We start from the raw sequence: 1,039 nt of genomic DNA on the forward strand, positions 1-1,039 counted from the left end.
ATCGAACGTCCCATTATAGATGCGGTTTCCGTCACCTAGAGGCGACTTGGAGGTTTCTTCTTCCTGCTGATCCGTAACATCTTCTACACGAACATTTCCTATCCAGACAGGGGCTTGTCCATTGCTGCCCATGTTGAATTCAAGTCTTGCTGCTAAGTCCGTATCCTGATTCAAGGTAAACGTGTAATTGTAGGATTGAACCACGTCACTCAGCTGGAAGGTCTTCTCACCAGAATAATTGGCATAACCCCTTTCAGCTCCTCCTGAAACCTTTGTCATCAAATTCCGATTCGTGTTCGATTTCGCATCAAAGGTTACTTCGTACGTGTGACCTTTCAAGATGGCAATCTTCTGAATTTGCTGCAAGGACCACAAAGCGTTTCCAGGGTTTTCGATTGTTGTTTTTGCGAAACGCTCACCGTCAACATCTGTAGCTTCCATCGTCCCTTCCCCTCCAAATTGAGGCAATTTAAGGAAGTTCCAATAGGTTGGATCAAGAGAATCCTCAGGTTGATCTACAACCGTAATCGGTTCTTGATAAGACTGATCATAGATCAAATTACCATCCTCCAGAGGCTGCTTAGCATCCTCCGGTAATTCTTCATCTTCGACTACTGGTTCAACAGGCTCCTTGTAATCTCTCCCTGTCAACTCATAGACTCTTACATAGTCTACTTCCATTTCCCCAGGGAATTCAGTGGTTTCATCAGGGTTGCCCCCATACCAGCCACCAACAGCTAAATTCAAAATCATATAGAATTCTTGATCAAATGGAGCTGGGAAGGCATACTTGTCTGCCTGGTTTGTCCCCTTACTAAACCAGTCATTCAGTGTTTGGTAAAGTTCCCCGTCTACATACCAGCGAATCTCCCCAGGTTCCCACTCCACAGAATACGTGTGGTATCCGGTAATATCCTCTCCTTCTGGAAAGTGATAGTCTCCACTCGTATACGTATTGTTCGGGTATTCTTCTCCGTAATGGATCGTGCCGCCGATCTTATCTGGATTGCCGCCTGCAGCTTCCATGATGTCAATTTCA

Annotated in this window: 1 protein-coding gene; it reads right to left on the minus strand. The window is 45.4% G+C overall.

The genetic code is table 11. The features are described from left to right. Positions 1-1,039 (minus strand): family 16 glycosylhydrolase (locus tag LD39_RS20995; RefSeq protein WP_035553486.1); only part of this gene is annotated, 1,039 nt, incomplete at both ends.

This window comes from Halobacillus sp. BBL2006 (assembly GCF_000786645.1).
Taxonomy (GTDB): Bacteria; Bacillota; Bacilli; order Bacillales; family Halobacillaceae; genus Halobacillus.